The sequence below is a fragment of the Pseudomonadota bacterium genome (assembly GCA_023229365.1).
Lineage (GTDB): Bacteria > Myxococcota_A > Polyangia > JAAYKL01 > JAAYKL01 > JALNZK01.
In genome coordinates, this window is record JALNZK010000030.1 from 23,169 (window position 1) to 47,590 (window position 24,422).

The 24,422-nt window shown below is 65.6% G+C and carries 22 protein-coding genes; 12 read left to right on the plus strand and 10 right to left on the minus strand.

Features of this window, described 5'->3' with window-relative positions:
- Positions 1-582: a hypothetical protein gene (locus M0R80_14430; GenBank protein MCK9460831.1), complete on the minus strand. Its 582-nt coding sequence runs from the start codon at positions 580-582 to the stop codon at positions 1-3.
- A 15-nt stretch (positions 583-597) separates the two neighbouring features.
- Positions 598-1,467: a DMT family transporter gene (locus M0R80_14435; GenBank protein ID MCK9460832.1), complete on the minus strand. Its 870-nt coding sequence runs from the start codon at positions 1,465-1,467 to the stop codon at positions 598-600.
- 104 nt (positions 1,468-1,571) lie between these two features.
- Between M0R80_14435 and M0R80_14440 the strand changes: the two genes are divergently transcribed.
- The 8 genes from M0R80_14440 (at position 1,572) to M0R80_14475 (ending at position 8,084) form a co-directional block, all read left to right on the plus strand.
- Positions 1,572-2,750, plus strand: a complete 1,179-nt coding sequence (locus M0R80_14440) for an aminotransferase class V-fold PLP-dependent enzyme (GenBank protein ID MCK9460833.1) — start codon at positions 1,572-1,574, stop codon at positions 2,748-2,750.
- A 91-nt stretch (positions 2,751-2,841) separates the two neighbouring features.
- A complete protein-coding gene (locus M0R80_14445; protein ID MCK9460834.1) occupies positions 2,842-3,825 on the plus strand; it encodes a hypothetical protein in 984 nt (327 codons plus the stop codon).
- 136 nt (positions 3,826-3,961) lie between these two features.
- The gene (locus tag M0R80_14450) at positions 3,962-4,174 is read left to right on the plus strand and encodes a hypothetical protein (protein ID MCK9460835.1); all 213 of its coding nucleotides are present in this window, start codon (positions 3,962-3,964) and stop codon (positions 4,172-4,174) included.
- A complete protein-coding gene (pcnB, locus tag M0R80_14455) occupies positions 4,158-5,510 on the plus strand; it encodes a polynucleotide adenylyltransferase PcnB (protein MCK9460836.1) in 1,353 nt (450 codons plus the stop codon). Before M0R80_14450 ends, pcnB begins: the two co-directional genes overlap by 17 nt.
- A 105-nt stretch (positions 5,511-5,615) precedes the next feature.
- Entirely contained in the window at positions 5,616-6,182 is a 567-nt protein-coding gene (locus M0R80_14460; protein ID MCK9460837.1) for a hypothetical protein, read from the plus strand.
- Positions 6,179-6,781: a hypothetical protein gene (locus M0R80_14465; GenBank protein MCK9460838.1), complete on the plus strand. Its 603-nt coding sequence runs from the start codon at positions 6,179-6,181 to the stop codon at positions 6,779-6,781. The genes M0R80_14460 and M0R80_14465 overlap by 4 nt, the downstream gene beginning before the upstream one ends.
- Entirely contained in the window at positions 6,778-7,308 is a 531-nt protein-coding gene (locus M0R80_14470; protein ID MCK9460839.1) for a hypothetical protein, read from the plus strand. Before M0R80_14465 ends, M0R80_14470 begins: the two co-directional genes overlap by 4 nt.
- Positions 7,305-8,084: a type III pantothenate kinase gene (locus M0R80_14475; protein ID MCK9460840.1), complete on the plus strand. Its 780-nt coding sequence runs from the start codon at positions 7,305-7,307 to the stop codon at positions 8,082-8,084. The genes M0R80_14470 and M0R80_14475 overlap by 4 nt, the downstream gene beginning before the upstream one ends.
- Positions 8,085-8,328: 244 nt before the next feature.
- Here the strand turns inward: M0R80_14475 and M0R80_14480 are convergent, their stop codons facing one another.
- The 7 genes from M0R80_14480 to M0R80_14510 all read right to left on the minus strand — a co-directional run bounded on the left by M0R80_14480 (position 8,329) and on the right by M0R80_14510 (position 16,649).
- Positions 8,329-8,889 carry a hypothetical protein gene (locus tag M0R80_14480; protein MCK9460841.1) on the minus strand — a complete coding sequence of 187 codons (561 nt, stop codon included), beginning with the start codon at positions 8,887-8,889 and terminating at the stop codon, positions 8,329-8,331.
- 147 nt (positions 8,890-9,036) lie between these two features.
- The gene (locus M0R80_14485; GenBank protein MCK9460842.1) at positions 9,037-9,342 is read right to left on the minus strand and encodes a nucleotidyltransferase domain-containing protein; all 306 of its coding nucleotides are present in this window, start codon (positions 9,340-9,342) and stop codon (positions 9,037-9,039) included.
- A gap of 236 nt (positions 9,343-9,578) precedes the next feature.
- A complete protein-coding gene (locus tag M0R80_14490; protein ID MCK9460843.1) occupies positions 9,579-9,941 on the minus strand; it encodes a hypothetical protein in 363 nt (120 codons plus the stop codon).
- Between the two features lie 469 nt (positions 9,942-10,410).
- On the minus strand, positions 10,411-10,653 hold the full coding sequence (locus M0R80_14495) for a hypothetical protein (protein MCK9460844.1): 243 nt from the start codon (positions 10,651-10,653) through the stop codon (positions 10,411-10,413).
- A 510-nt stretch (positions 10,654-11,163) separates the two neighbouring features.
- A complete protein-coding gene (locus tag M0R80_14500) occupies positions 11,164-12,876 on the minus strand; it encodes an IgGFc-binding protein (GenBank protein MCK9460845.1) in 1,713 nt (570 codons plus the stop codon).
- 441 nt (positions 12,877-13,317) lie between these two features.
- A complete protein-coding gene (locus M0R80_14505; protein MCK9460846.1) occupies positions 13,318-14,790 on the minus strand; it encodes a right-handed parallel beta-helix repeat-containing protein in 1,473 nt (490 codons plus the stop codon).
- A 281-nt stretch (positions 14,791-15,071) separates the two neighbouring features.
- Positions 15,072-16,649, minus strand: a complete 1,578-nt coding sequence (locus tag M0R80_14510; protein ID MCK9460847.1) for a transposase — start codon at positions 16,647-16,649, stop codon at positions 15,072-15,074.
- Between the two features lie 353 nt (positions 16,650-17,002).
- Here M0R80_14510 and M0R80_14515 point away from each other — a divergent pair, with 353 nt between their 5' ends.
- Both M0R80_14515 and M0R80_14520 read left to right on the plus strand, forming a co-directional pair.
- Positions 17,003-17,758, plus strand: a complete 756-nt coding sequence (locus tag M0R80_14515; protein ID MCK9460848.1) for an OmpA family protein — start codon at positions 17,003-17,005, stop codon at positions 17,756-17,758.
- Positions 17,758-18,603: a tetratricopeptide repeat protein gene (locus M0R80_14520; GenBank protein ID MCK9460849.1), complete on the plus strand. Its 846-nt coding sequence runs from the start codon at positions 17,758-17,760 to the stop codon at positions 18,601-18,603. The genes M0R80_14515 and M0R80_14520 overlap by 1 nt, the downstream gene beginning before the upstream one ends.
- A gap of 844 nt (positions 18,604-19,447) precedes the next feature.
- On the opposite strand, the gene M0R80_14525 is transcribed toward M0R80_14520, so the two are convergent.
- Positions 19,448-20,275, minus strand: a complete 828-nt coding sequence (locus tag M0R80_14525; GenBank protein MCK9460850.1) for a hypothetical protein — start codon at positions 20,273-20,275, stop codon at positions 19,448-19,450.
- Between the two features lie 24 nt (positions 20,276-20,299).
- Between M0R80_14525 and M0R80_14530 the strand changes: the two genes are divergently transcribed.
- Positions 20,300-22,876, plus strand: a complete 2,577-nt coding sequence (locus M0R80_14530) for a kelch motif-containing protein (protein ID MCK9460851.1) — start codon at positions 20,300-20,302, stop codon at positions 22,874-22,876.
- A 599-nt stretch (positions 22,877-23,475) separates the two neighbouring features.
- On the plus strand, positions 23,476-24,150 hold the full coding sequence (locus M0R80_14535) for a hypothetical protein (protein MCK9460852.1): 675 nt from the start codon (positions 23,476-23,478) through the stop codon (positions 24,148-24,150).
- Positions 24,151-24,422: the final 272 nt, after the last annotated feature.

Consider the following 24,422-nt stretch of genomic DNA (forward strand, 5'->3'; position numbering starts at 1 on the left):
TCAGAACACGAGCGTCACGCCGCGGTCTTCCAGCGCTTCGATGTTGGCCGCCTGCTCGCCCATCTCGAGGGGGTTGTCCGCGAGCCACACGACGTCGCCCTCGCCGAGCCCCGCGTTCGCCACGAGCGGCGCGAGATCACTCACCTCGTTGGAGTGGAGCGAGAGGGTGGCCAGGTCGGTCAGCCCCTCGAGCGGCCCGATGTCCGCGATTCCGTTGACCTCGAGGACGAGGTCCTGGAGCGACGTCAACCGCTCGAGCGGTCCGATGTCGGAGATCTGGTTGTCGCCGAGGTACAGCTCGGTCAAGGCCGTCAGGCACTGGATGCCGTCGAGGAGGGCGATCTGGCGGCTGCTCGCCTCGAGGTAGACGAGCTGCGAGACGTCGTCGGCCAGGATGTCCCCGGTGGGCTCCCCGACCGCGTCGCGGACCGTCTGTTCGAGGTTCGCGTCGGCGAACTGGAGCGGACCGTCGCAGCTCCACGAGCCGTACCCGTCCGAGCCGTCGCACCCTGCAGGTCCGAGCGCGACGATCAAGACCAGCAGCCCGAGGGCGGCGCGCGGCGATTGCAGTGATGCTCCCATGTCACGATCACCTTATCAGTGTTCCGCCACGCGGTCATCGGGGCGCGCGCGCATGACCTGCATCGCGGCGCACGCGGCGATGACCACGATCCCGCCGAGCGCCGTGACGAGATCGGGGGAATGTCCCCACAGAACGAGGTCGAAGCCGGTGCCGAACACCGCGCCCAAGCCGCCTATCACGGTGAGCCTGCCGACCTCGCCCCTCCTGTACGCCATGGTGAGGAGCAGCTGCCCGACCGCCGCCGTGACCCCGATGCCCGCGAGCGCCGCGAGCTGGCGCGGCGACGGCGTGACCCAGGTCGCGACCGCGAACGGCGCGGTCGAGAGGGCGCTCAACGCGGTGAACCAGACGACGATGGTCGTGGTGGCGTCGGTCTTCGTGAGCCGGCGCACGCAGACGTACGACGCGGCCGAGAACAGCGCCGAGGCGAGCGCCGCGAGCCCCGGCACGTTGACGAACCCGACGCCCGGGCGGATGACGATCACGACGCCGAGGAGCGCGACGGCGGCGAGCGCGGCGTGCCTCCGGGTGATCCGCTCGCCGAGCACGATCGCCGCGAGGGGCAGCGCGAAGATCGGCGTGCACTGGTTCAGCAGCATCGCCTCGCCGACCGGGATCCGCGCCACGGCGAAGAACAGGAGCACCATCGCGAGCGTGCCCGTCCCGCCGCGCAGGAGGAGCAGCCTGCGGTTCACGCCGCGCAGATCGACGCCCTGACGCCACGCCGCGAGCAGGAGCAGCGGCAGCCCGAAGGCGCCGCGGAAGAGGACGATCTCCACGGTCGGGATCCCGGCGCCGCCGACCTTGACGAGCGCGCTCATCGTCGAGAACGAGAGCACCGCCGCCGCGAGGAAGAGCGCGCCTCTGATCTGCGGTCCGGGCATCGGGCCGGCAGTATGCGACAGGGCGCTCGCGGTGTCGAGGCGACGCGACGCGCGGCCGTGACAGGCCGGGCTGACGCCGCTAGAATCGGCGGACGGAGGCTCCAGTGCGCGACCTCTTCCTGCTCGATTCCGATCTCGTCTTTCTCAACCACGGCTCGTTCGGCGCGTGCCCGGCGCCGGTCTTCGACGAGTACCAGCGCCTGCAGCGCGAGCTCGAAAGGAACCCGGTCGAGTTCCTCGCGCGCCGGTCCGGGGCGCTGCTCGCCGGGGCACGGGCGGAGCTCGCGGCGTTCCTCGGCACGCGGGCCGAACGCGTCGTGTTCGTCTCCAACGCGACGACCGCCGTGAACACGATCGCCCGCTCGCTCGGGCTGCGCGCCGGCGACGAGGTGCTCTCCACCTGCCAAGAGTACGGCGCGTGCGACGACGCGTGGTCGATCGCCTGCCGCGCCGCGGGCGCCGCCTACGTGAGGCGCCCGAGCCCGCTGCCGTACCCGGGCGACGAGGCGTTCGTCGAGCTCCTCTGGGAGGGCGTGACGCCGCGGACGCGCGCGATCTTCCTGAGCCACGTCGCGTCGCCGACCGCGCTCGTCCTCCCGGTCGCCGCGGTGTGCCGGCGGGCCCGCGCCGAAGGGCTGCTGTCCGTGATCGACGGTGCGCACGCGCCGGGGCAGATCGATCTCGCCCTCGACGAGCTCGGGGCCGACTTCTACGCGGGCAACTGCCACAAGTGGATGTGCGCGCCGAAGGGCTCGGGCTTCCTCTACGCGAGGCCGGAGCACCACGAAGCGCTCCAGGGGCCCGTCGTGCGCTGGGGCTACCACGCCGAGCTCCACGACGACACCGCCCACGACCCCTACACCGGCGCCGACCTGCTCGCGCGCCGGCACCAGTGGCAGGGCACCCGCGACCTCGCCGGGTTCCTGGCGGTGCCCGCGGCGATAGGCTTCCTCCGCCGGCACGCCCCGCCCGAGCGGCGCGCCGCGTGCCACTCCCTCGCTATCGAGACGCAGCGCAGGGCGGGCGAGATCACCGGGATCCCGCCCCTCGCCGCCGCGGCGTCGTTCGGGCAGATGGTCGCGATCGGCCTGCCGCCGTGCGATCCGGCCGCCGTCCAGGTCGAGCTCTTCCGCCGCTTCCGGATCGAGGTGCCGTGCTTCCCGTTCGCCGGGCGCCCCCTCGTGCGGCCGTCGTTTCACGTCTACAACACGCCCGAGGACGCCGACGCGCTGATCGGGGCGCTCGCGCGGCTCGTCGGGAAACCGCGCAGCGGCGCGGCCTAGCCGGGTGCGGCTCCGGAGTTTCTTGACTTCAATTCGTCCGGATTGATACGTTTGTTCGATTTCCGTAGGTTGAAGAGCGAGGGAGAACCCCATGCGTCGAACAGCGGCTGGCTTCGTTCTCGGCTTTTGTCTGGCTACGGCGTTCGCCGCCGCCCCGCGCGACGCCTCGGCGAACAAGCTGGACCTCGCGGTCGGCCGGTTCATCAACTGTACGGAGTTCGGCTACTGCTCCGCGGACATCGCCGACTACGAGCGGTTCCTCGCCGAGTACTTCTTCGCCCTGTCGCCGAAGCTGATGGCGCCGGCGGACACGCTCGGCTACTCCGGCTTCTACATGGGGCTCGAGGCGACGACGAACGGGGTCCCGGACTGGAACGCCCCCACGATGGCCGAGGATCCCTGGTACTACGCCACCGGCCCGGCGAACGACAAGCCGAGCGCCATGTTCGTCCCGGCGATCCACGTCCGCAAGGGGCTGCCGTGGTCGTTCGAGATCGGCGGCTCGCTCAACTACCTCGCGCAGTCCGAGATCGCGGGGATCGGCGGCGAGGTGAAGTGGTCGCTGTTCGAGGGCTACCTCCACGGGTTCCGCGGCGCGCTGCCGAACATCGCCGCGCGCGGGTCGGTCGTGCGCATCATCGGCACCACGGACCTCGACGTCACGATCGTCGGCGTCGACGGCTCGATCTCGCGGCCGTTCGCGATAGGCGGCCAGATCACGCTCACGCCGTACGGCGGCTTCCAGTACGTCTGGACCTGCATCCGCACCGAGCCCATCACCTGGCGCGACGCGAACGACAATTTCCACCCGATGGACGCGCAGTACTGGGACACGACGATGCTCTCCGGCCCGAACCTCGGCCGCATGAAGGTGTTCCTGGGCTTGCGGTTCAAGTACGAGCTGCTCGCGATCGTGGTCGAGGGCGCGTGGGGCATCAAGGACGAGTGGGCCACGGCGATCGTGAAGCCGGGGGGGAACGCCCCGGAGGGCACGGTCGAGGCGTACAACGATCAGTTGAACACGAAGGTCGGCCACCAGTTCCAGTTCAACACGGGCATCGGCCTCGATTTCTAGAGGAATCCGGAACCCAGGGCGTCCGAGAACGCGGTTGCGCCCGCGGACCGCGTTCGTTATATAGTGCCCGCCGTTGTGCGGCGAGCGCCGCCCTCCAAAAGGGCTTCGGCGGACGCTCGCCGGGTGAGTTGACGCAGTGCGAAGAGTTCTCCTGATCGCCGTGGCGCTCCTCGTCGCGGCCGCTTCCTGGCACGGCTGCCAACGGAAGCTCGAGCTGGGGTTCGACCCCGACGACGGCGGGCCTCCAGACGCCGCGCCCGACGCGGGCGGCGACGGCGGCGCTCCGGACGAGCCGGACGCGGGCGGCGACGCCGCCACCCCAGGTGAAGACGATGCCGGCCCCGACTGACCGGCGCCCAGCGCCCTGCGACGCCGAGTCGCCGTTCTCGGTGCCGCCCCCCTCGGACGTGAGCCCCGAGCTGCGCGTCGTGGATCGCCCGCTCGCGGAGAGCTCGCTCGACGACGACGCGGTCAAGGTGATCCGCCGGCTCGAGCGGCACGGCTTCGAGGCGTACCTCGTCGGCGGCTGCGTCCGCGATCTCCTCCTCGGCCGCACGCCCAAGGACTTCGACGTCGCGACGTCCGCGCGCCCGGCGGAGATGCGCCAGCTGTTCCGCAACTGCCGGCTCATCGGCAGGCGGTTCCGCCTCGCGCACCTCCATTTCCGCGACCGCAAGATCATCGAGGTGGCGACGTTCCGCCGCTCGCCGACCGCCGAGGACGACGTGACGGAGCGCCACGCCGCGGAGAACCTCTTCGGCTGCGCGGGCGACGACGCGCTGCGGCGCGACTTCACGATCAACGCGCTCATGTACGACGTCTCGCGCCAGCAGATCCTGGACTGGGTGGACGGGATCGGCGACATCGAAAGGCGCGTGATCCGCACCATCGGCGCGCCGGGGAGGCGCTTCGCCGAGGATCCGGTGCGCATCGTGCGCGCCGCGAAGTTCAGCGAGCTGCTCGGCCTCGGCTTCGAGGAGTCGATGCTGCCCGCCATCGCCGAGGGCGCGCCGCTGATACCGTCGTGCGCCCCGGCGCGCCTGTTCGAGGAGATCCTGAAGGTCCTGAAGAGCGGCGCCGGCGCGCGCTGCTTCGATAGGTTCGGCGCGCTCGGCATCCTGCCGCACGTGCTCCCCGGGCTCGCCGCGATCCGGGACAGGTCGCAGCCGCCGGCGGACGCCTTCGCGGCGCTCGCGCGGTGCGACGCCCTCACCGGGCAGGGCCGCGTCTTCTCGGAGTCCGTGCTGATCGCGGCGCTCCTGTTCGAGGGCTGCCGCGGCGCGCTCGAGACGGAGGGAGACATCGCGCCGGTCCTCGACGAGGCGCTCGCGGCGCTCACCGCGCCGATCCCGTTCACGCGGCGGCACATGGCGAACGTGCGCCAGATCCTGCTCGCGCGGCGCAGGCTCCAGGACGGCCCGCGCACGCGGCGCGCGAAGAGGATCCTCTCGCGGGACTTCGCCGCGGACGCGCTCGATCTGCTCGAGGCGGTCGCCGCGGACGAGGACGCGCTCGCCACGGTCGCCGCGTGGCGCGAGGCCGGCACGCCAGCGGCCCAGACCGCGGAGGGCAGCGAGACGGGCCGAAGGCCGCGCCGCCGTCGCCCCCGACGCCGCCGCACCCCGTCCGGGACCGAGACGGCGCCGGAGTCCGGCTCCGGATCCGACCCCGGTCCAAACGACTGAAATGTCGCGGATTTGACGGGGTTTTCCCCGTCGCATAGAATCTGGCCAGCGCGCCGCGGGCAGACGAGCCCCGTCTCTTGAGCCCGCAGGGAAAGGAAGACGCCGATGGCTGGACCGGCTTTCGACGCGGCGGATTACGTCCAATTCGATCTGCGGGCGGGTGCGATCCGCTCCCGCGACGACGACGCCCTCGTGCTCGTCCCGCGCGAACTGCTCGGCGGCGAGGCGCTCGGACGCTCGGCGCGGACGTTCGGGGAGACGCGCGGCAAGCGGTTCGCGGCGTGGGCCGCCTCCCGCACGGGGCAGGATCCGCTGGCCCTCGACGCGCTCGCGGACTCGGTCGACGGCGCCCTCGCGGTGCTCGGCTTCGGGAGGACGGAGATCGAGATCCGCGGCGACGCGCTTCTGTTCAGGATCAAGGGCGCGGCCGAGGGCGCGGCCGACGCGACCGTCGCCCTCCTCGGCGGCTTCCTCGGCGGCTTCCTCTCCGCGCTCGATCCCGAGATGCGGTTCGAGGCGGCGCACCTCGGCGCCTCCGCCGGAGGGCCCGACGAGATCGTCTTCCTGGTCGGCAACGCCGACGCCCTGCGGCGCGTCGCGCGCTCGATAGCCGACGGCGAGGCCCCGTACGCCGCGATCGAGAAGATCCACCGCGAGGGAGGGAACCCATGAGCTCCGAAGCGCACGTCGCGCAGCTCCAAGATCTCCTCGAGCGCGTCCAGCGCAACCGGCTGAGCCTCGCCGAGGCCCGCAGCCGCGCTGCGGAGAAGCCTTCGGAGATCGCGCCGCCCGGCGCCGAGACCGCGGCGGAGGAGGTCACGCCCATCGAGATCACGCAGCCCATCGAGCTCGTTCCGTCGGTCGAGGCCGCCGCGCCCGTCGAGATCACGCAGCCCATCGAGCTCGTTCCGCCGATCGCGGCCGTCGCGCCCGTCGACGCCGCCCCGGTCGTCGCAGAGAAGGCGGCGCCGGCGGAGCCGGTCTTCGAGCTGCAGGCGGTCGAGCCGGAGCCGGAGCTCGAGCCGCTGCCGGACGAGCCGGTCATGGAGGCCTCCGAGCCGTTCGCGGAGGTCGCGGCGCCGAGCCCCGTCCCGCTCGCCTCGCCGGGGCAGGCCGAGCTGGATCTCGCGCCCAAGCCGTTCGCGGGGACCGTCACCGCGTCGGGCCCGGTCGCCGAGGTCAGCGGCGCGCGCGAGCTCCAGCGGTCGTTCGCGCTCGAGGCGGTGCTGTTCCGCGCGTGGCGGTTCGGCCGCGAAGGGGGCTCGCGATGACGCGCCCGGCGGTCGCCGCGGCGGCGCTGGTTTTCGTGGGGCTCGCCGTCGGGTGCGGCGGCGCCCAGGAAGGCCCCGCGAAGCTCGACACCCGCCCGCTCGAGGAGCAGAAGGCGCTCGACGTCCTCTCGTCCGTGCTCGCGGCGCGCGGCTACCAGGCCGAGGCCGACGCCTCGATCGAGCTGGCGACGCAGGCGCGTTTCAGGGCGGACGTCCGCGTCAAAGGCCAGAAGATCGCCATCGAGTACCTCGTGCAGCAGGACCGCATCGAGATCGGGTTCATCCCGCCGCCGGCGGCCGGCTCGAGGCTCCACGTGCTGCAGGCGACGACCGTGCCCGCCGAGCCGACCGGGACCGCCGAGCCGCTCTACGTGTTCTTCCTCGACGACAAGAACTACGAGTACCAGTTCAACCCGACCTCCGACAACCGCGCGGACATCACGCTGACCGAGATCCAGTCGCGGCTCGAGCGCGACCTCGTCGACTTCTTCACCTGGTACGAGACGACCCAGGGCAAGGCCCCATGACCTCCCGCGAGCTCCTGTGCGTGGCCGACGTCGGCAACACGCACACGGTCGTCGGCGTGTACGACGGCGAGGAGCTCGTCCACACGTGGCGGCTGCGCACGGACCGCGAGCGCACGACCGACGAGTGGGGGCTGAACCTCGGCACGCTGTTCGGGATGCGGGACGTCGACATGGGCGCGGTGACGGGAGTGGCGATCTCGAGCGTCGTCCCGCCGGCGCTCCACGCCCTGCGGCGCGCCTCGCAGCGCTACTTCGGCTGCGAGCCGCTCGTCGTCGGCCCGGGGATCAAGACCGGCCTCGCGATCCGCTACGACAACCCGCGCGAGGTCGGCGCCGATCGCGTCGTCAACGCCGTGGCCGCTTACGCTCGGTTCAGGCGCGCCTGCATCGTCGTGGACTTCGGGACCGCGACGACGTTCGACTGCATCTCGCAGAAGGGCGAGTACCTGGGCGGCGCCATCGCGCCCGGGCTCCAGATCTCGCTCGAGGCGCTCGTCTCGCGGGCCGCGAAGCTCCCCCGCGTGGAGATCGACACGCCCGGCCAGGCGATCGGCAGGAACACCGAGGAGGCGATGCAGTCCGGCATCCTGTACGGCTACGCCGCGCTCACGGACGGCCTCGTCCGCAGGCTCGCCGCCGAGATGGCCTGCGAGGTGGCGGTGGTCGCGACCGGCGGCCTCGCCGGGACCGTCGCGGCCCAGGCCACGACCCTCGAGACGATCGCGCCCGATCTCACGCTCGAGGGGTTGCGCCTCATCTACCTGCGGAACCGCTAGATAGCCGAGCCTCGGTGCAGATCAAATGATGACCGGCCTCAGCTTTCAGCCGCGCCCACGAGGAGCGCGGCCAGGATTCTCCTACGCGACGAGTCGCTTCGGAGACAAGCCCGGCGGGCTTCCTCATCTCCTGCCCGGAGGGCTTTGTCATCCTGGCCGCGGCCCTCGTGGCCGCGGTCGGCAAGCGACGAGACTCATGAAAACGACTGTGTAGCGGACCAACAGTCGCGTACTTGGGCGACTCTCAGCCGAACACCCGCAGCTTCTTGATGAGCTCCTTCGCGGCGCCCTGGACGGACGGCTCCTCGCTCAGCGACACGATGCGCTTGAGCCGCTGCTCGAGCATCGTCGTGCGGTGCGGCGGGCGGTTGGCCGAGAGCAACTCGTCGACGATCTTCAGCGCCATCGCGATGTACTCGTCGTCGTCGCAGGCGAGCACCTCGACGAGCACGTCGTGGTCCGGCGGCAGCTCCCACTTCGCGAGGTACTCCCGGACCGCGTCGCGCTTCGCGCTCGACGTGGCCGCGTCCTTGATCTTCTGCACCGCGGCCTTGCGCGCCTGCCCCTCGGGCGAGACGTCCTCGATCGCGGCGAGCTTGTCCTTCACCTGCGCCGGCGCCTTGCCCTCGCCGTCGAAGAACCGGTCGAGCTGCGACTTGTAGACCTTGGAGGCGCCGTCCGCGCGCGCCTGCTTCTTCTGGCCCATCGCCGGCCGCTCCTCGCGCCTGTGCAGCGAGCGATCCTTCTGCTTGTCGATCTCGCTCCAGCTCTTCTTCGGCCTGTCGCTGTCGTAGTCCCTCGGCATCGCGAACCTCCGGTGGGGAGATGGGGCGCCTCAACCGGCGTCGGTCTTCAGCAGCTCGTCGAGTACCGTCACGAGCGGTTGCGACCTTCGACAATCGCAATCGCCTCGCGAGCGTGATCCAGCATGTGTCGGAGCCGGATTCCGTCGTCATGCCGCGTCATAGCGCACCTCGGCTTCGGCGAGCACTCGGGCGCGGTAGTAGCGGCTCAGGAAGCCCACGGTGTTGAGGTCCACCTTGCGTCCGATCATCTCGCCGAGCTCGATCTCCATGCCAGCGAGGCGAATCATCCCGACGCGTGCGCCGGGTTCGAATTCGACGAGCACGTCCACGTCGCTGGCCTCGCTGAAATCGTCGCGCAGAACCGAGCCGAACAGCGAAAGGCGCCGGATCCGGTGGCGCCTGCAGAACTCCACGAGCTTCTCTTCCGGCAGACTTATCCTCGAGCTGACCATGATGTGGACAGTCTAATGCAGCTTCGCCCCGACACGCAACGAATCCGCCCGCTTCGCCTGCCGCTCCCTCCCATCCCCCACAGGGAGACAAGTGTCGGGGAGACAGGGGTCGGGAGAGGCTGTGTGAAGAGTGAACACTCTTGACCCCTGTGGTTGACCCCTGTGGTTACGTGCAAGGAAAAGCCCGCGAAGTCTCCTCCGCGGGCCTGGGTGGGTATGCGGGGTGGAACGGGGCGTCACGCGGCCTCGGACTCCTCGGGGCTCTTTCGGGGCCTGCCGGAGCGCTTGAGGGTGAAGCGGTCGAGCTCGGCCATCACGGCTTTGTCTTCGCAGAACGCGCCGCGGGCCGCGTTGAGCGCCCGGATGAACCTCCTGTAGCGCGCCAGCTGCTCCAGGCCGAACGTCTCGTGGAGCGCGAGGTACTGGCTGCGCAGGGTGTCGTGCTCGACGCGCCGGGCGCGCTGCGCCGCGACGTCCGCCTGAAGCTGCGCGATGTCGATGCCGGGGAACAGCCAGCCCTTGGCGACGAACAGGATGACCAGGGCTTCCAGGGCTTCGTCGAAGATCCGGGACGGGTAGAAAGTGCGCTTCGGTTTCATTGCAGTGTCCTTTCGTTGGGCCCGCCGTGTTGTGCGACGAGCGTGTTGATCAGGGCTATTGCAATCGCGATGCCAATGCGATCGTCTGCGGATCTCGCGGCATCCGCGTGTATGATCGTCGCGTCGACGACACACTGCCGTGGCGTTGACGACTCATCGCCATGGCACCGTCGTATGGGCTCGTGAACCACCGGGACGATATCAATTAGATGAGGGAGCTTCTCGACACCGTCGCGTCTGGGTATCAACACCGTCGCGACTGGGTTTTAATGGCATCGCGTTGGGTATCGGCACCGTCGCGCTTGGGTTTTCGAGGCAACGGTTTGTATCGATATATGGTCACGTGACTATATCCGGATAGTCCCGCTTGTATTTTCGAGGCAACCGTTTGTATCGATATATGGTCACGTGACCATACACGGATAGTCCCGCGTGAATTTCCGAGGCAACGGTTTGTATCGATATATGGTCACGCGACTATGTCCGGATAGTCGCGCTTGTATTTTCTTGGCATCGGTTTGTGTGTCGATACCCTCGCGTCGACGATCAAAAGGCACGCCGAAGCCTCGGCGAAGGCGGCCCGGAGCCTCTGGAACGAATCGCCGAGCCTCGGAAATGGATACCCGGAACCGTTCGGCGGATCGCCGAACCCGATTGGCGGAAGCCCGGAGCCGTTCGGAATGTGCGGCGGTTCGGTGTGGTGGATCTTCACACGGTGTGGTGTTAAGAAAGCAACACCATTTCAGACGACTCGGAGCGCTCTTTCGGCAACTCTGTCCAGGCCGGCAAGGGGTACTCGCGCGTAGGCGCCATAAACGCACTTTCGTTCCGAGAACTTGTCATAAGATCCGTTCTGCGACAAAGTTCGACCCCTCGCGAACTATATCACAGCTCGGAGAAGCGAGGCTCCGGGCCGCCATTCCCGAGGCTTCGGCGCGCCTTTCGATCGTCCACGCGAGGGTATCGACACACAAACGGATGCCTCGAAAACCCAAGCGGGACTATCCGGATATAGTCACGTGATCATGTCCGGACACAAACGCGACGGTGCCGATACCCAACGCGAAGCCACTTGAACCCAGCCGCGACGGTTTCGAGAGGCTCCGCGTATCAATTTCATCCCCGAAGATTCAGAAGACTCACGCAGAAATCGGTCGAGCGCGGTCAGCGGGGCGTCGACGGGCGCGGCCAGCCTCGACAACAACCTCTGCGGTTCGAACGTCTATTCAATCGTCGGGTTGATCGGCTTGACGCCCACGCCGCCGAGGTAGGAGTAGGAGTTATTACGCGCGGTCCCCACCACGGACAGGCCCACGGGCGCAGACGCGGTGAGCAGGTGCGCGCCGTCCGTGCAACCTGTGGGCGCGAACGCGTCGTCGATGTAGATCCGCGCCGCCTCGAAGCCGCTCGACCCGACCTCCGTGAACTCCGAGTCCGGGATCAGCCCGAGACAGTCGACCGCCACGTACGCGCCCGAGGGCCGCACGACGATGATGTGGTCGAAATCGTAGTCGAAACCCTCGTCCGTGTTGAAGACATACCGATCCAGGTACTGGCCCGCGGGCGGCGACTGGAGCATATCCGGGTCACCCTCGCGCGAATTGAGGTAGTCGAAAACGCAGAACGGCATCGATGCGCAGGTCATCAACTGATACGCGAGGAAGGGTGCCTCTGGCTGCGCCGGATCCTCGGGGAACTCGAGCGCGCCCTCGGCGAAGTAGTCGCCCGGCGCCAGGAACTCGAGCACGTCGCCCTGGCTCTCGAAGTGGTGCTCCGGGCCCGCCGGCTCGGGCGCCGGCGGATCAAAGGACACGACCATGTCGTCCGCCCCGGCGATGACGCGCCACAGGACGAGATCAGGGTTCACGCAATTGTGCCGCTCCGCGTGCCGGGCGAGCACAGACGAGGCGCCCCAGGCCGAAAGCGGTAGGAGCTGCTCTTCCAGATGATCGCACGCACCGTAGTCGAAGCTCGGTATCTTGGCACAGGAGTGGCCGCCGAACACGGCCACCGGCTTGTCGGCGCTGACCCTCGTGCCCGTGACGTCGTCGCCGACCGTGGTCGGGGCGAGCGTGAGCACGTCGAACGAATCGAGCGTCACGGCCGGGCTCTCGACTCCGGCCGCATACGGCCCCACGCCGCCCATCTCCCGAATGTCCACGGACGGCGTAAACACGACCTGCGTGTCGTCCTCGGTCGCGACCACGGTCACCTGCGAGACCATGTACGGCCAGTCCGGATGATCTGGGGAGATCCCGGTGCCCCACGCGGCGACGATGTAATCCTCTCCGAGGCTCGAGACCGGAAAAAGCAGCGAGGCGTCCGTCACAAAAGAATTGATGCCGTAGGGATTCCACTGGTAGGCGAGCACCGGCACGTCGGAGGTGAGCCGGAACCCCGCGCCCTTTGAAAGTCCCTGAATCTCGACCTGGCGCGGCGCTACCAGGCAACCCGGGTCGCACGCCGCCTCGATCACCTCGAGCTCGCCCGGCTCCAGTACCGCGGTGTAGAGTTCCCCCTCGATTCCGTCCCAGAGCGAAATGGTCGCGTCGACATCCTCTTGCGGATTGGAGACGACCACCGCAAATGGCATGGAATCTGGATTTTCGCTTTCAGTATCACTCGTGTAATTATCCATATCGACCGCGAAAAAGACACACCCCACGGAGGTGGGGTTCTCGGCCGCTTCCTCGCACGTGGCCGGGATCGCCGTGCTCGGGAAATCGGTGTCGATGAGCTCGGTTTCCGTGTCCGTGCCGGTGTCGGAGTCACCGTCAGCGTCCGCATCGCTCGTATCCGGTTCGTGCGAGTCGGGACCCCTTCGTGTGTCGTCACAGGAAATGCCGAGAACGACCAACAGCGTCGCCACCGGGAATATGGAGCGCGTGCGGAGACGGCGGCTGCGCGGGCTCATGACCTCATTCTCTCTCTTCATTCGAAACCTGATCAAGCCTTAGCGCGTAGGCGCCATAAACGCACTTTCGTTCCGAGAACTTGTCATAAGATCCGTTCTGCGACAAAGTTCGACCCCTCGCGAACTATATCACAGCTCGGAGAGCTTATTTGCCGCGCCACAGGGGCAATAACCTGGGAAGAACCGTCGCTACTTTTATTGGCGCTAAACCCACTACGTGTCGGATAACATGATGCGGTTGTATTGTAATGAATAAATTTTCCAGAATCTAGATCATCATCTGACATGCCCTTAAAAAGGTAACTCGAGTAAGTAGTAGTGATGGAATCTGCTACTATTTGTTGTTGAAAAAAAACAGATAATAGAATAATAAAAAAAGATATTACTTTGCATTTCATGTCTGTCTTCCTTTCTTTTCGCACCACAAGTGCGTTAATTGATATCACAAGAATAGACACCAACCTATAGTTGGTGTTCGAACGAACCCATGTCAGCGAAATCTATTGCTCCAACTCCAGTGTTCAATGTTGCAGGATTGTCCACCCGCGGGTTGCCTTCTATATCAAACTCAGGAGCTGCATCACCATTCGCTGCGTCGATGCAGGGTGAACCGGCCATCAGATGGAGGTCGTTGATCGAAACAAAAAAAGGATCGGAATCGATGTTGCCAATTTCGTCGGTAGTGCAGCCAGACACAACGGAGCAGCCGCCTTGCACGTCACTATAGGTCACTGTCGAAAACGAATACATTCCAAAATTCAATATCTCTGGTTCCGAGTCGCCCCAAAGGATACAGTTCGTGATGACCGCATCAGAATAGTCGTTGTAGATACCACCGCCCCAGTCGGACTCTGCATTATTGCTGGAAAAAGTACAATTTGTTATTGTCGGTGAGGAGTTAAATCTATTCGACATACCGCCGCCGGTTTGGCCAGAATTAGCAAGAAATACACTATTCACAACCATGGGCGATGAGTAATCAGTATTCTCCATACCGCCTGCATCCTCTCCCGCGTTGGCAAAGAAGGTGCAGTTCCGTACAGTCGGTGAAGAGGAATGGTTGGTCATACCGCCGCCGCTTAAAGTACCGTCATCAAGAGATAATGAGGCGTTACCCGAGAAGATGCAATCCACCACCGTCGGCGAGGAGGCGACCATGTTGTACATTCCAGCACCATCAACTGCCGCTGTGTTGTTCGAAAAAGTGCAGCTCGTTACGGTCGGCGAAGAACAGGCGTTGAGCATGCCAGCGCCGAAATTGGCGTAGTTACCCGAGAAAACGCAGTTCACCACGATCGGCGAGAAAAAATCATTGATCATCCCTCCGCCATAGCCGGTCGTATTGCCAGGATTGTCCGCGTTGCCTTCAGTGATCGTGAAGCCGTCGATGGTCGCACCGTCCGTGCCGGTAACGACGTGGTAACAATTATCGCTGATATCGTCCGCCGCGCCGATGTCCCCCGAGAGGATCGTCACGTTCGCGACGAAGTCGCGCTCCTCCAGCGTCGCCTCGTCCCCCGCGAAGCCGCCGTACAGGGCGACGCCCGCGCGCAGCCGGAACGTCACGGTCCGCGGGTCGTCGGGCGTGGCCGAACCGTCGGGGTCGTGGGTCGGGTAGTACGTCCCCGCCTTCACCCAAACGTCGCATCCGAGCGGCTCCGCGAGGTCGAGCCCGCGCTCCACGCTGGCGAGCCCCTCGTCCCAGGTACTCCCGCTGGTCGAATCGCTGCCGCCCTCACCGATCACGTGGACTGGGCAGGTTGTCACTGGCGAGGTATCGGTGTCCGTGTCCGTGTCCGTGTCGCTGTCCGTATCAGTATCGACATCGGTATCGGTGTCCCCGCCGTCAGGGCTGCTCCAGTGCGAGTCGTCCCAGCAGGATAAAAAGAGCCCTGCTGCAAGAGAAAGGAATACAACCCATGCGCCTCGTGACATGTTGCCCCCTCAGGAAGAACTGAAACAGATCGTGAATAATCGAGTATACCTCTCATCCGACCCGTCTTTGCGAACTTTTTTTATTGCGCGTAGGCGCCATAAACGCACTTTCGTTCCGAGAACTTGTCATAAGATCCGTTCTGCGACAAAGTTCGACCCCTCGCGAACTATATCACAGCTCGGAGAACCCGCGCACAAACGTGTTCCACGCGCCGTGTTTCGCGATTTTTCGCGCTCAGGGCAGACGTCACCGTTACCCGTCGCGATTCGTGTCGCGGGGATCAGAAGTCGGCGGGAGTTTCTTCGAAAGGTTCGTCGGGCTCGGGCTCGACGTACTCCGGCAACTCGAGCTGCTCCGGCGGAGCGCGCGCCGGTTTCGCGACCGGCGGCTCGGTCGGAAGGCCGAGGTGCGAGAGGATCTTCGCGATGACCGTGGGATCTTCGATCATGGCGATGAGCTTCATCCGCCCGCCGCACTCGAGGCACGTCATGACGTCGTAGCCGAACGTCCGGCGCATCAGCTCGGCCCACGCATAGTAACGGGGCTTCGGTGGATGCGGTTCGACCGCATCGTCACATTCCGAATCTGAATTCTCTTCCTGAACCACCGGACGTTTGTACGCGACGACACGACTTCTCCATTTGGCGCTCGGCGCGAGCAAGCCGTGGTAGATGAGCATATTGATTTGCGGTCTCGGGATGATCGCCGCGAGGCGCTCGAGCAGTTCGAGCGGGTGGAACACGAGGGCGGTCGTGCCGTCCGACCACTTCGTCTTCTGGGTGAGGAGGATATTGCCATCAGGCAGCTCGCGCAGGCGACTCTCTGCAATCGGCGGGCGCAACAAGTAGCGGAGCATCCGTTCGAGGCGATCGCGCTCCTCGGGTTTGGTTGGCGCACCGGCGTGCAGATCGAAACCCTGATACCGTGCGTGTCTCTTGCGCTTCGGCGCCTTGCCGATCTCGTCCGGTTCTTCGCCGATCCGCCGCACCCTCTGCCCCGTTCGAGGACCGAACGCGGAGATCCCCTGCACCGAGGCGCCGCTCGCCGCCGCGAGCGCCGGACTCTCCTCGGCGAACGGGTCCTCCCAGCCGTCGTCTTGGTTGTCACCGTTCGAAATGCGTGATCGGCCGAGCAGGCGGAGGACGCCCTTTCGAACCGACTTCACTATCGCAGCGACATCCTCGGTCGAAGGTGCGGGCAGCCTGCGGAATACGAGCTCCCCATCGACCTCGACGAACACGCCGTCGAGCGCGGCCATGTGGAAGTGGACGTTGAGATTTAGTGCGCCTCCGGCTCTTTGGATGACCGTCACGGCGCCGGTGCGTGCGTTCTCGTACCCTCGCTCCTTCGCCTTCTTCCTCTGGTACCTGTCGAGTGCGCGCCAGAAGACCCGGAGCACCTTCCGGGTGAGATCGTGGTTCCACGCGAGCCGGTATCGCAGGAGGAACGGCAGGCTGAGCACCCATTGTCTCACCGGCACGAGCGGAAACACGGAGTCGACGAGGTGCGCGGCGAGCTCTGCCATGCGCCTCCCAGCGCAGCTCGGGCACGCGGCGCGGCGCTTGCACGAAAAGGGAACGAGACGTTCTTTGCCGCACGTCTCGCACTTCAGCCGCGCGAAACCTCCCGAGAGCGAACCGCACGAGACGAACTTCCGAAGCTCGTCCACGACGAAGTCCGGGACGCCCTCGCCGTCCTCCGAACCGCCGCGAGCTTGGCGGAGAAACTCCTCGAGGTTCTCGCGCACGACCTTGTGCAGCACCGTCGCGTCGGGCGCACGCGGTCTGTATCCGGCGCTCGCCGGGGCGAACGAAGACCCGAGCGACCAGGAAGGTTCGAGTTGGCGGGCACTCTGCACGCGGCGGCGGAAACCACGATGTGTGCCGAATCGGCGGAATCAGGAAAGACGCGGATATTCGCAGTTACGCGTCACCGTGAGCGGCGGCGACGCCGGCGGGTGGCGGCGGACGCCGTCATTCAGTCAGGTGGCAACGCGGCACAGTCCCCCGTAAAACGGCTCAGAGCCATTTCCCATGGAGCAACGATGCGCCCGCATCACCGCTCCCTCCCATCCCCTTCGGAATACCGGACCCCCTCGACTCGTTCCATGGTCGCCTGCGGCGAGGCCGAAAAATTGACTTCGCCTCTACCGGACGACGACAACGATACTGGTGGCCCCGGTCGAAGAAGAGGCGGGGCCGGGAGAACTAGATGGCTGTGAAACACGTGATCCTGATCCTGACGCTCGGCCTCGCGGTGACGGTGGCCGCATCGGGGTGCCATCCGAAGTACCCGAGCTGCAAGAAGGACTCGCACTGCCACGCCGGCGAGTACTGCGTGAACAACACGTGCCAGCAGTGCCGCGACACGGGCGACTGCCCGGCCGGCCAGGAGTGCTCGGGCGGCGCGTGCCGCGAGATCCCCGGCTACTGCAGCGGACCGGCCGACTGCGGCCCGGGCCAGATCTGCCGCGACAACCGGTGCGGCCCTTGCCTCTCGGCCGGCGACTGCGAGAGCGGCCTGGTCTGCCTCGACGGCCTCTGCACGAAGGCGGAGTGCCACACGACGAACGACTGCCCGGCCGGGCTCTCGTGCATCAACTACAAGTGCCAGGTCGACGACATGTCCGCGAGCGGCCTCGGGGCCGGCGCCTGCACGCTCTCCCCCATCTACTTCGACTTCGACTCGTCCGAGGTGCTCGACGAGCAGCGGACGGCGATCCAGCAGAACTACGACTGCCTCCAGAAGCGCGGCGGCAAGCTCATCCTCGAGGGGCACTGCGACAACCTCGGCACGACCGAGTACAACATGGCGCTCGGCGAGCGCCGCGCCGCGATCGTCAAGAAGATGCTCACCGCGCTCGGCTTCGACGGCCAGAATGTCCGCCTGATCTCGAAGGGCGAGGAGGAGGCGACCGGGGCCGGCGAGGAAGGCCGCGCCAAGGACCGGCGCGTCGACTTCGAGTGATGCGCGCAGCAGCCCGCTTCGCGCTCGCAGCGTCGCTCGCGGTCGGGGCCGCGCAGGGCGGGTGCTTCCTGTGGACCAGCCGCGACGACGGCGAGACGCTCAAAATCGAGACGAAGAAGCTCGAGGACCGGCTCGCGAAGGTCGAGGGGGAGTCCGCCGAGGAGCGCGCCCGCCTCACGGAGATGATCGACACCGCGCGAGCGCAGATCGCCGAGCTCGAGGAGACGCTCTCCAAGGCCACGCGCGTCCTCGCCCGGAACTCGGCCGACTTCGGCGCCGAGATGGAGACCCTCAAGGATCAGCTCCGCGCGTCGGACGGCGCGCTCGCCGAGCTGCGGCCTGAGATCGAGACCGTCGGCGCGGCCGCCGAGGAGGCGAACCGCAAGGTCGTCGACTTCGCGCTCGCCGCCGGCCTGGATCTCCCCGTCGATCCCGCCAAGGTGCCGGAGAAGCCCGGCGAGCACTTCAGCGCGATCCGGGCTTCCTTCGACGCGGGGCGCTACGGCGAGGCGCGCGAGCTCGCGAAGCTCTTCTTGCAGCGCTACCCCAAGGACGAGGCCGCGGACGACGTCCAGTTCCTCGTCGCGAGGTCGTTCGTCGCGCAGAAGCGGTGGGCCAAGGCGCTCGGCGCGCTCCGGCAGTTCACGGACGTCTACCCGAAGAGCGAGCTCAACCCCGAGGTGCTGTACGAGATGGCGTCCGCCTTCTTCCAGCTCGGCGACTGCACCGACGCCCGGATCCTCGCGGACACGATCGCGTCCAAGCACGGGGACAGCCCCTTCGCGGCCAAGGCGCGCACCCTCCAGCAGGAGATGAGCAAGCAGAAGTCCCGCTGCACGAGCTGAACAGGCTCGTGGACATCGGGGACCTCCTTGCAAGGTGTCTCGCAACTCCCTGCTGAACCCTCAATGTCCACGTTGTCCAATTCCCGCACGGTCCCAGGCGGACCTCTCCGACGACGTCGTGATCAGCCTACGTCCATGCTTTCATTCCGGGGGGAACCGGAAGAACCATATTTGTTCTACGCTTAGAGAGGGCTTCTGCTACGCTGTTCGTTGAGGGGATGCGTCAGGGACGCGCGGCCAAACGACCGCGATCGCACCGCCCGCGAAGGCGAAGAGTGGATATTCGAACCGTCGAGAGCTTGTGGGAAAGCAGCGCAGAAAGGGTTTCATAATGAGTTGTTTTATCTGCAACTTCGGTCTGAAATCGTCTTTTCTTACATTGCTCGTTCTGATTTTTTGCGCGTCATCGGCCAAAGCCGAAATAGTACCCTATGACCTATGCTATGGTGACGACCCCACTTGGCAAGACGTCGAGTTCTATGACGATGAGTATTCGGAATACGGTTATGACAAGAACTATGTCACTGAGCATGGCAGATCCGTGGGGTTGTTATGTCAGGATATTAATCATCTCGACGATTTGTCTGACCATCCGTATGACTGCGTTTGCAGCGGTACAATGATCAGTGATGAAATATTTCTGACCGCAGGACACTGTGCGAACGAGAGCGACCCCAATTTGCCGGAAAATCTTTGGATTGTTTTCGATTATCAGCTGGAGAACGATGGTTTCGGGAATGAGATGGGGCTCCGAGATTGGACCGCTATTCCTGTCGATTTTATTGCCGAAAATGGAGTCGAGGGCTGTCCTGATGATGCTCCGCTTTGTGTCGATTACGCAATATTAAAGATTTCGGAGCCATGGCCTTATCACACGGAGATATGCGTTCCCCGGAGCGACGTCGGAGAACAACTCGCAATCATTCAGCATCCCGACGCACAGGTCAATCGCTGCGTGAAAAAAGTGGCATTCGGACCTTATGTTGGAAATTCCTTTGACCAAGAGCCTGATTCCAATACTGGATGCTCTGATAGCGCCTTGCCTCATTTTGATTATCGAATCGACACCGCAGGTCACAGCTCTGGTTCCGGAGTGCTGAATCACAAAGGGCAAGAAATCGCTGTTCATACCAATGGTGCCGATTGTAGCGAGAGCGGTGGATACAATTATGGTTACGGCATCGGTTCCGTGCTCGCGAAATCGGAAATCGCACAAAACATTTACGCAATGGGAGATTGCGACGGCGATACCATAACGAACGAACCGGACAACTGCCCCGACGACGCCAACGCCGACCAGGCCGACTGCGACGATGACGGTGTCGGTGACGCGTGCGACACGGACCGCTGCGTCGATTTCTGCGGGGTCGATGCCGTGGATACCTGGGAGCCGACCGGATTCGGACTGGCCACTAAGAATTCGTTCTTCCAGTTCCATTATCAGTATGGACAAACCATAGGTGAAATAGAGATCGACACCTGCGCCCGCGGTGCGGCGTTGCACATCGAAGGGAGTGTCTGCGAAGAAGCCGACGAGGACCAGCCCGACGAGGTGCAGGTCAGGTGGTGCAGCTGCGAGGAGTTCTCTGACGACGAAGCGGGGATTCAAGATTGTATAAATAATAATTGTGTCGAGAACGACGATGAAGCGTGGGGGCGTCAATTTTATCACTCGGGCTGGCATCTGACGAGCTACGTGCGGGACGGGTTCTTCTCGGCGTCGCCGGTGACGCCACCGGCGGACGAGAACACCTACCCCTACTACCCGTCGATCTCCTGCCGGCGGGCGAACGCAATCAGCGACGACTATTGGAGCGTCTGGGGCTCGGACGAGGCGGCCACCAACTACTACACCATACACTGCACTCCGGATATCCACGCGTACAAGAAGCCGACCACGCAAGATATCGTTGCGAGGACGACGCGGTGGGACTGGGACAAGGAGCTGTGGTGGGTGGAGAACGAGTCACTCTACGGCGACCCTGCCGGGTCCTCGACCGTGCCGCTGGACAACGCCGGGGCGCTGCTGGACGGAGAGACCAGGGGGCGCCTCTGGGTGCGACCGAGAGGACCCGTCGGCGAAACGGATATCGACGGCGAGTGGCTCCGGGCGAACAAGTACGCGTCGTTCCAGCTCGACCCCGGGTCGTGGCGCGGCAGGATCATCGGCGTCCCGCACCCGTCGATCCCGGGCTACCGCAAGTGGATCGACCTGCCGCACTGGCCGGATCTGGCGTTCGACCCCGGTATCTCGGCCGCGCTGCCCGAGGTGCGGTACGAGCGGCTCGGCCTCATGGCGATCCCGATAGAGGCGGCGAGTGACGCTGGGGCGTACGCGTACCCGGCCGGCATCGCCGGTCCGAATTCGGCGCTCGGCGGGCTCGTGGTGCAGATCATCGACGGCCGCGGGCTCGACGTCGGTGTATCAGCGTACTCGACCGGCGCGACACAGGGCTCGGTGCCCGAGACGCTCGGGTTCGCGTCAGCGCGGTTCGGGGTCGAGGCGCAGATGCAGGCACAGGAGGCGCTCGCCGCGGGTACGGGTCAGACCGCCGGTTTCGGGATCGCGGTGTTCGGCGGCGCGCTCGCGAACGGCGCCGTGGACGGCCGGCTGTGGCTCGGACGGTTCGGCGGGCTCGACGCGAACGGGGGACCGTACTTCACGTGGCAGGACGCGACGCCGCCATCCGGGCCTCTGCCGCCCGCTCGGTCGGACGCGATCCTGGCGTTCGACGCGCGCACCGGCCGGCTGCTGCTGTTCGGCGGCGAGGGCGCGAACAGCGTGGTGCTGTCCGATCTGTGGGCGTACAGCGTGGGGCGCGGCACGTGGGAGCTGCTCTCGGGCGACTTCCTCGGGCTCGCGGACGCCGAGGCGGCACAGGGCCCGGGGCGGCTCTACGTGGCCGGCGGTCGCACGGCGAACGGCGCGAGCAGCGCGGTGTACGAGTTGGACCTGCGCTCGCTCGAGCTCGAGCCGATCGCGGATCTGGCGGACGGGCCGGGCGCGCGGAGCGGGGTAGCGCTCGGCTTCGAGGCCGCACGTGCGGGCCGGCTGCTCGTGTTCGGTGGCGAGGACGCGAACGGCGTGTCGCACAACGACCTGTGGCGGTACGACATCGAATCCGGAGCGTGGTCGCAGGCGGTGCCGGAGTGCCGCGGCCGGAGCTGCCCGCCGGCCGGGCGGCCGTGGTACCTCGTGACCGGCCTGGGCGGTCGCCTCGCCGTGCACGGCATGGCCGACGGGGACGGGAATAGCTCTTTCCTGCTCAGCGAGGACGGGAGTTGGGAAGGGAACGTATCACGGCTCGCCGAGGCCGAGCCGATCGCGGTCGACTGCGCGGGCGACGGCGACGTGGAGACGCAGACCACGCGCCTGTGCCGAGCGGACAGCGCCTGGTACGCGGAGGTCGGGCGGATGACGTGCGCCGCGCCCGGCGAGTCGGACGACCTCGCGTGCGGCGCGAGGGAGCCGGAGCCGATGGCCGAGGTGGCGTCGTGGAGCCCGGAAGGATGGGAGTGGGTGGTGGACCTCGCGTCGGGAGACGACGGCTACACCTACGTTCTCACCGACGGCGCGCTGCTGTCGTTCGATCCGTTGACCGCCGCAGGCGGGCTCGAGCCGATAGATGTCAAAGAGCTGATCGTTCCCGGCACGTGCTGGTGGTGCGGCGGCCCGGACTTTGGCACCGACATGGAGGTGGTGGGCGACCTCGTGCTCGTGGCCGCGCTGAGCGGCGTGCACGTGTTCCGCGCGACAGACGATGGCCTTCTCGCGCCGACCGGTTACCTGCCCGGGCGGGTGGCGGTGCTCGACGTCGCGGCGCTCGGCGGCGCGGTGTACCTCGCGGACGGCGCCGGGATCACGGTGGCGGCGCTCGACGAGAGCGGGGCGCTCAGCGAGGTGAAGCGGCTGTCGCTCGGCAAGCCGGTGCTCGGCGTCGAGGTGAACGAGCCCGGCGAGAAGCTGCTGGCGCTGACGACGGACAAGCTGCGGCGGTTCGAGCTCGGCGGGAACCCGTACCTGCCGTTCGAGAAGAACAGCGTCTCGGTCTCCGGGCTGCTGTATCCGTGGATGCGGGCGGACGGGGCGTGGACGTACCTGAACGGCTGGTTCGGCACGCTGACGGTCGAGGATTCGGCGACGGGGCTGAAGCTTCGCGATGCTCACGACGTGCGCGACTGGGTGGCCGGTCGGATCGTTCGCGACGGCGTGGCGGAGCGGGTCGCGCCCGGGTGCGCGAACGCCTACGAGGTGTGGGAGGTGGAGCTGTGACGCGCGTTTCGATCATGGTACTCTCGCTCTTGCTCGCCTCGTCGCTGTCCGCGTGCTCCGGCTGCACGGACGACGATCAGCCCGCGGACTCCGGCCTCGACGCCGGGACCGATACCGACGCGGACACGGATGTCGATTCCGACATCGACACGGACACCGATTCCGACTCCGACACGATGCCTGAGGGGTTCGTGCCGGATGCGGGGCCGTGGGTGTGGGAGGATCTTCCGGACGGCGGCGACTGCGGAGTCGAGGGGTGCCGACAGTTGACTTTCACCGATGAAATTCGAGTGCTGGAATGGGACGTTTGGGGGAGTCTGCTTTCTTTTACTGATGGAGATGTCCCTGTTCGAAAAGCTCATATTGTTGACTATTCAGAAGGATTGGTTCTCAACATTCCGGATCCATTTCTAACAGCCACATCAAGCTATGTCTTTTCCCCCGCAACGGTCTATGAACAAACTGTTTGTTATAGTGAAACAACCTATGCGCTAAATGATAGTGCGGAGGTGATTTGTGCGAATCTTCAAACAGAAACTCAGAAACTGATTTTTTCTCGCCACAAGGAAGGTTCTGACTTCCCGATTCCGAGTGAGCACATGGATATCTTTGGTGATCGCATCGTTTCCAAGGGCGGTTGCGGTGACGTCATGGATTCCACTCCTCTGTGCGAGTTCAACCAGGAGGCGCCCGGGTCGTACCACGAGATCATCCCGCTTCAATACGGATCGTACAATTCACTTTGGGAAGACGTGGTGGTTTGGACCACCGGCCTCATCGATGGCGGCGACATCCGCGGCTACGATTTCTCGACCGAGGAGTTCATCGAGATCACCGACGATCCTCAAGCGCAGCTCGCTCCCAGAATCCACGGGAACCGTGTCGTCTACATGGACCTGAAGCTCGGCACGAGTGGTGCCATGGGCGACTGGAACCACGCCGCGATCTTCATGTACGACCTCGAGTCGCACGAGACGACCCAGATCACGAGCGGCGAATGGATCGCCTCGTACCCGGACGTCCACGAGAATATCGTCATCTGGTCGGACTACCGCGACAGCTCGAACCCGAATCATGCGGACAGCTTCGCGGGCGTCCAGATCTGGGGCTACAACCTGGACACGGAGACCGAGTTCCAGGTCACGAATATCCCCGACCGCGTCAAGGCGACGTCCCGCATCTGGGGCGACAAGGTGTTCCTGGACATGGCGCAGACGACGCCGGGCATGGTGAACGCCATCTACATGTTCGACCTGCCGGACGGGGCGAAGTAGCGCGAAAAGGGCCGCGGATGTGGACCGCGCGCGCACCGAACCCTGTTCGAACCGTCCGTGCAAAAACATCCGCGCGCCGGTATAATCCTACATCGGCACGACGATGATCCTTTTTTTCGTATCGTTTGGGCGTGCCGACGACACATTTTCATAAGATGGCGAAAGGAGCCTCCATGAACGGTAAAGCCTCGCCGTACCCCGTGGTCACACCAGGGCGCGATCTCGTCGCCGGTTGATCGTTATCGGCCGATCTCGTTCGGGAGCAACGCCGT